The following is a 6,005-nucleotide window of genomic DNA, read 5'->3' on the forward strand; positions in this document are numbered from 1 at the left end:
CTCCTGTCGGTCGAGGGCCCGTCCCGGTCCGCTCCCGGTGCACCGGTTCCTCCGGGACGGATCGAAGGACCGTATCCGGTCCGAGCTCGCCGACCGGCGCCGCGGCGCGGTACGGCTCCGACAGGCGCGTCCGGCGTGCTGCCCGGTGGGTTCCCGTCCGGAGTCGGGTGGGGCCTGCGGCAGGGGGTAGCGTCGACAGGTGCGATTCCCGTGGCGTTCCCGAGACAGCGAGCGACTGCCGCGGGACGTGCTCGTGCTGGGGGTCGTCGCCTTCTTCGTGATGCTGGGGTTCGGCGTCGTCGTGCCGGTGCTGCCGACCTACGTGCGCAGCTTCGGCGTCGACTACACGGCGGTCGGCGCGGTCGTCTCGGCGTTCGCGCTGATGCGGCTGGTCGCGAATCCGTTCGTGGGGCCGCTCGTCGACCGGTTCGGCGAGCGGGTCGTGCTCGCCGTCGGCATCGGCATCGTCGCGCTCTCCTCGGCGCTGGTCGGCTTCGCCTCCGACTACCCGCACCTCCTCCTGCTGCGCGGAGTCGGCGGCATCGGCTCCGCGATGTTCTCCGTCGCGGCGATGACGCTCCTCCTGCGCACCGCGAGCCCGGAGCGGCGCGGCCGCTCGATCGGCTTCTACCAGGGCGGTTTCCTGCTCGGCGGCATGGCGGGCCCCGCGGTGGGCGGCGTGCTCACGGCGATCTCGCTCACCGCCCCCTTCTTCTTCTACGCCGGCACGCTCGCGATCGCGGGGCTCGTCGGGCTGATCCTGCTGCAGCGGCCGGAGCGCGACGCGGCACCGTCCGCCGCGGCGAGGACGAAGCCCCTGCGCGAGGTCGCCCGCGACCGCCGGTACCAGAGCGCGGTGCTGGCGAACTTCGCCCTCGGCTGGTCGGCGATGGGAGTCCGCGCGACGCTCGTCCCCGTGCTCGTCGTCGAGGGGCTCGGCGGGCAGCCAGCCTGGACCGGCATCGCGTTCGCGATCGCCGCGGTGGTGCAGACGATCGCGCTCGCGCCCGCCGGCCGCTTCGTCGACACGGTCGGCCGGCGCCCGGCGCTGATCGGCGGATTCTCCGTCGCGGCGGTGGCGATGCTGGCGATGCCGTTCGTCTCGGAGCTGTGGCTGCTCGTCGTGCTGCTCTGCGTCTACGGAGCGGCGGCCGCCTTCATGGGCACGGCCCCGGGTGCGCTGGTCGGTGACGCCGCGGGCGAGCGCGGCGGCAAGCCGGTCTCGGTGTTCCAGGCCGCGTCCGACCTGGGCGGCGTGATCGGGCCGCTGCTCGCAGGCGCTCTCGCCGACGCCGCATCGCCGACCGCGGCCTTCGCCTCCGCCTTCGTGCTGCTGGCGGCGAGCGCGCTGCTCGGCCTGCGGATCCCGCGCTCGCGGATCGCCTAGCTGTTCCGCCCGCGGGCGTCGACGGGCCAGACGGCGCCGCCGCCGTCGCGGAGGAGGACGCGGTACTCGTCGGCCAGGTTCACCGCGACGCAGACGTGGTTCGGCGCGATCCGCACCCGCGTCCCCACGGGCAGGTCGACACCGGTGATCGTCGCATGGTGCTCCGAGAGCACCGGGATGCGCGCCTCCGGGTGCTCCGGGAGGCGGCCGAAGCCGCTCGAGGCCGCGCCACGATCGGAGGAGAGCACCTTGCTGCCCGCGTCGGCGATCAGGTGGTCGCCGCGGCGGGACACGATCGTGGCGAGGACGGTGACGGCGATGTCCTCGGGCGTCATCGTGCCGATCTCCCACTGCTGGGCGTCGCCGAGGGCCGAGACCCCGGGGCGCAGCTCCGTGAGCACCGAGGAGTCGGCGAACGCGGCCGAGGGGGTCGAGCCTCCGCTGACCACGCGGGCCTCGACTCCGGACGCAGCGAGCGACGCGACCGCCTCGGCGAGCGCGCGTGCCTCGTCGCGGGCGGCCGCCGCTCCGTTTCCGGCCGCGTAGCTGTGGCCGGGGAAGGTGAAGACGCCGGCGACGTCGAGCCCGGCCGAGACGGCGGCCGCGGCGATCGCGCCGGCCTCGGCGGGGAGCACGCCGCTGCGGTGGTGGCCGGAGTCGATCTCGACGACGACCTCGAGCCCCTCGCGCTCGGGCAGGGCCGCGGCCAGGCGCTCGGCCGACTCCGCCGAGTCGACGCCGACCCGCACACGGGCGCTCGCGAGGACGTGGCGGAGCCGCCCGGCGCGCTCGGCGTCGACCCAGAGCGGGTAGGCGATGAAGAGGTCGCGGATCCCTCCCGCGGCGAAGACCTCGGCCTCCGAGACGGTCGCGACGGTGAGGCCGACGGCCCCCGCGGCGAGCTGGCGCCGGGCGATCTCGAGCGACTTGTGCGTCTTCGCGTGGGGGCGGAGCGCCAGGCCCCGCTCGCGGGAAGCCGCGGCGACGGCGGCGATGTCGCGGTCGAGCACCGCCTCGTCGAGCACCAGCGCCGGAGTGGCGAGAGCGTCGAGCACGGCGGAGCGGGCGGAGGAGTCGGCGGCGGCGGTATCGACGGTCACGCGCCGAGCCTAGGCCGCACCACCGGCCCGCGTCCGGCCGTCAGGGCGGCCTCGCGCCGGTCCGCCGCCGGTCATCGCGCCCCGAGGAAGGCCCCGCGGAGGGATCCCGTCGAGCACGACACCGCGTCGACCTCGGAGGCGGCCGCGCCGCACCGACACCGTCTTCCGGATCGCCCACCTCTCCGCCGGGACGCTCGCGACGACGCTCCTGGGCTTCGGCGTCGTCGGGCAGAGCCCTCTCGTCCACTGACCGTTCATCCGCCGCGGGATGCGGGGAGGACCCCGGCGCTGCCAGGCTGAGCGGATGACTCCGCAGTCCTCCCGCCTCCGGCCCTTCGGCCCGTCCGGCGCCACCGTCACCCGGCTGACCCTCGGCACCTCCTGGCGCCCCGAGCGCGTCGCCGACCTCGACCGGGTGCCGGCCCTCGAGCGCGTCCTCGACTCCGACGCCGCCACCCGCGCCGTCTCCGTCGTCGACACGTCCAACGAGTACGCCGGCGGCCACAGCGAGCGCCTGATCGGCGAGGCCCTGCAGGCCCGCGGCGGCGTCCCCGAGGGGATCACCGTGGTCACCAAGCTCGACCGCGACCCGAGCACCGGCAGCTACTCGGCCGAGCGGATGCGCCGCAGCCTCGACGAGAGCCGCGAGCGCCTCGGGATGGACGTCCTCCCCCTGCTCTACCTGCACGACCCGGAGCGCATCTCGTACGACGAGGCCTTCGCCGAGGACGGCCCGGTCCGCGCGCTCGTCGCGATGAAGGAGGCGGGCGTCGCCCTCTCGATCGGGATCTCGGGCGGACCCGCGCCGATGCTGCGCCACTACGTCGACACCGGCCTCTTCGACGCCGTGATCACCCACAACCGCTTCACGCTCGTCGACCGCTCCTCCGAGGAGCTGATCGACGCGTCCGTCGACCGCGGCGTGATCGTGGTCAACGCGGCGGTCTACGGCGGAGGCGCCCTCGCGCGCTGGCCGGAGCCGGTCGCCTCCTACGCCTACCGGCCGGCGCCGCGCGAGATCGTCGACGCTGTCGCGGCGATGGGAGCGGCCTGCGACCGGGCGGGCGTGCCGCTCGCCGCCGCCGCGCTGCAGTTCTCGACGCGCGACCCCCGCGTGACGACGACGGTCGTCGGCGCCACCTCCGCCGAGCACTACGACTCCTTCGTGGCCGACGACGCGCTCGAGATCCCCGACGCGTTGTTCGAGGAGCTGGAGTCGCTCGCTCCGCCGAGCACCGTCTGGCAGGACGCGCCCGGGGCGACCTGGCCGCGCTGATCCGGGCATAGCCGGGCTCTCCTCCCGGTTGGAGCACGTGACCCCCTCCGCGAGATGCCGCCGGCGTGCGCCCTCACCGGCGTATCGCCTACCGAAGCGGCGTTCCGCGAAGAAGCACGACAGGAGAGACATGACCGACACCGCCTTGTTCCAGCCGCTGACGCTCCGCTCGAGGACCGCGCGCAACCGCCTCTGGGCGGCGCCGATGTGCCAGTACTCGGTGGAGGCGCAGGACGGCGTGCCCACCTCGTGGCACCTCGTGCACCTCGGCGGGCTCGCGCGCGGCGGATCTGGCGTCGTCATCGCGGAGGCCACCGCCGTCGTCCCCGAGGGGCGGATCAGCCCCTGGGACACCGGGCTGTGGAACGACGAGCAGCGCGACGCCTGGGCTCCGATCGTCGAGTTCGTGCACGGGCAGGGCGCGCTCGCGGGCGTGCAGCTCGCCCACGCGGGCCGGAAGGCGTCGACCTACCGCGAGTGGAGCGGACGCGGATCCGTGCCGCTGGAGGACGGCGGCTGGCCGACCGTCGCTCCCTCGGCCGTCGCGTTCGAGGGCTACGCGGAGCCGCGCGAGCTGGCGGCGGACGAGCTGCCCGGCCTCGTCGAGGCGTTCCGCGCCTCCGCCCGCCGCGCCGCGGACGCCGGCTTCGACGTGATCGAGCTGCACGCCGCGCACGGGTACCTGCTCCACCAGTTCCTGTCGCCGCTCTCGAACACGCGCGAGGACTCCTACGGCGGCTCCCTCGAGAACCGGGCGCGCCTGCTGCTCGAGGTCGTCCGCGCGGTCCGCGCCGAGATCGGGGAGCTCGTGCTGCTCGTCCGCTTCTCCGCGACCGACTGGGCCGAGGGCGGCTGGACACTGGGGGAGACGATCACCGTCTCGGAGTGGGCGCGCGCCGAGGGCGTGGACCTCTTCGACGTGTCGACCGGCGGACTCGTGCACGCCAGCATCCCGGTGGCGCCCCTCTACCAGGTGCCGTTCGCGCGCGACCTGCGGAGGGCGACCGGTGCGCTGGTCGGCGCCGTGGGACTCATCACCACGGCGGAGCAGGCGGAGGGCGTGGTCGCGAACGGCGACGCCGACGTCGTGCTGCTCGCCCGCGAGCTGCTGCGCGATCCGAACGCTCCGGTGCGGATGGCGCACGAGCTCAGCGCGGACCTGCCGGTGCCCCCGCAGTACACCCGGGCCTGGCGCTGAGCCTTCAACCGCGAGATGCCACCTGTGCGCACGCCTCGTGGCGTGTCATGTGCACAAGTGGCATCTCGCGGAGGAGAGCGGTCGGGCTCCCCGGAGGAGAGCGTCAGCTCTCGGAGGGCTCCTCGGGAGCGTCCTCCTCGGGGTTGAAGTGCGAGTCTCCGGAGACCCCCACCGCCAGCCCGTCCTCGGAGTGCGGGATGGTCTCGTCGTCGCCGAGACCGTTCGCCTTCTTCTCGCCCTCGGACGAGGTGGCTGCGTCGGTCACGGCTCAGGCCTCGACGTCGCCGCGCCAGGCACCGTCGGGGGTGCCCTGCTTCTCGATGTACTCCTTGAAGTTGTTCAGGTCCTTCTTCACGGCGTGGCTGCCGGCGCCGACGAGCGAGCCGAGCGTCTCGAGGAAGCCCTTCGGCTCCCAGTCGAGCTGCACGGTGACGCGGGTCTCGGTGTCGGAGAGCTTGTGGAAGGTGACGACGCCCGCGTGGTCGGTCTCGCCGCCGGTGCTGTTCCACGCGACGCGCTCGTCGGGGTGCTGCTCGGTGATGTTCGCCTCGAACTCGCGCTCGACGGGGCCGACCTTCACCTTCCAGACGGTGAGGGTGTCGGTGACCTGCTGGATCGACTCGACCTCGTCGAGGAAGCGCGGGAACTCCTCGAACTGGGTCCACTGGTTGTAGGCGACGGACACGGGGACGTTGACGTCGACGGTCTCGATGATCTGCGGCACGGTGGTGCTCCTTGCTGTCTCACTCGGTGTGCGGCGTTCCGCTGCTGCGGTCGTCACGCTCGACGTTAGGCGGGAGCCGCCTGGGAACGCACCGGGTTGCGGACTGACCCGAACGTGGTAAGCGAGGGCGCTGCTCCGGCGGGCGTGCCGAGACAGCTCCGTCGGGCGCCGGGACGCCGCCGTGCGCGCTGGGACGGCCGCGGGAGGGCGGCGTCCGGACGGCACGGCGGCGTCTCGGGAGCGGCCGGACGGAGCAGGCCGTGGTCAGCGGTCCTGCGGGTCCCCGCCGAGCTGGCCGATGGCGGGGAGGGGGCCGCCGT

Annotated in this window: 6 protein-coding genes; 3 read left to right on the forward strand and 3 right to left on the reverse strand. The window is 74.2% G+C overall.

Going from position 1 to position 6,005, the window contains the following annotated elements:
- The first annotated feature begins 199 nt into the window (after nucleotides 1-199).
- Nucleotides 200-1,387, forward strand: coding sequence for an MFS transporter (locus C5C82_RS05665; RefSeq protein WP_244229579.1), 1,188 nt, complete (start codon nucleotides 200-202; stop codon nucleotides 1,385-1,387).
- Here the strand turns inward: C5C82_RS05665 and C5C82_RS05670 are convergent.
- Nucleotides 1,384-2,487, reverse strand: a complete 1,104-nt coding sequence (locus tag C5C82_RS05670; protein WP_258065966.1) for an alanine racemase — start codon at nucleotides 2,485-2,487, stop codon at nucleotides 1,384-1,386. The two genes, C5C82_RS05665 and C5C82_RS05670, sit on opposite strands and share 4 nt — an antisense overlap.
- A 304-nt stretch (nucleotides 2,488-2,791) precedes the next feature.
- On the opposite strand from C5C82_RS05670, the gene C5C82_RS05675 reads away from it, so the two are divergent.
- Both C5C82_RS05675 and C5C82_RS05680 read left to right on the forward strand, forming a co-directional pair.
- A complete protein-coding gene (locus tag C5C82_RS05675; protein WP_104249740.1) occupies nucleotides 2,792-3,763 on the forward strand; it encodes an aldo/keto reductase in 972 nt (323 codons plus the stop codon).
- 130 nt (nucleotides 3,764-3,893) lie between these two features.
- Nucleotides 3,894-4,961 (forward strand): NADH:flavin oxidoreductase/NADH oxidase, encoded by a 1,068-nt coding sequence (locus C5C82_RS05680; protein ID WP_104354745.1) that lies wholly within the window; start codon nucleotides 3,894-3,896, stop codon nucleotides 4,959-4,961.
- A 103-nt stretch (nucleotides 4,962-5,064) separates the two neighbouring features.
- Here C5C82_RS05680 and C5C82_RS17460 read toward each other — a convergent pair whose 3' ends face one another.
- Nucleotides 5,065-5,226, reverse strand: a complete 162-nt coding sequence (locus C5C82_RS17460; RefSeq protein ID WP_167299017.1) for a hypothetical protein — start codon at nucleotides 5,224-5,226, stop codon at nucleotides 5,065-5,067.
- Between the two features lie 3 nt (nucleotides 5,227-5,229).
- Nucleotides 5,230-5,685: an SRPBCC family protein gene (locus C5C82_RS05685; protein WP_104224157.1), complete on the reverse strand. Its 456-nt coding sequence runs from the start codon at nucleotides 5,683-5,685 to the stop codon at nucleotides 5,230-5,232.
- Nucleotides 5,686-6,005 lie beyond the last annotated feature (320 nt).

The sequence above is a fragment of the Rathayibacter sp. AY1D5 genome, assembly GCF_002932515.1.
Taxonomy (GTDB): Bacteria; Actinomycetota; Actinomycetes; order Actinomycetales; family Microbacteriaceae; genus Rathayibacter.

Coding starts and splice junctions, on each gene's coding strand:
- C5C82_RS05680 (WP_104354745.1), top strand. CDS start 3,894: ATGACCGACACCGCCTTGTTCCAGCCGCTGACGCTCCGCTCGAGGACC.
- C5C82_RS05675 (WP_104249740.1), top strand. CDS start 2,792: ATGACTCCGCAGTCCTCCCGCCTCCGGCCCTTCGGCCCGTCCGGCGCC.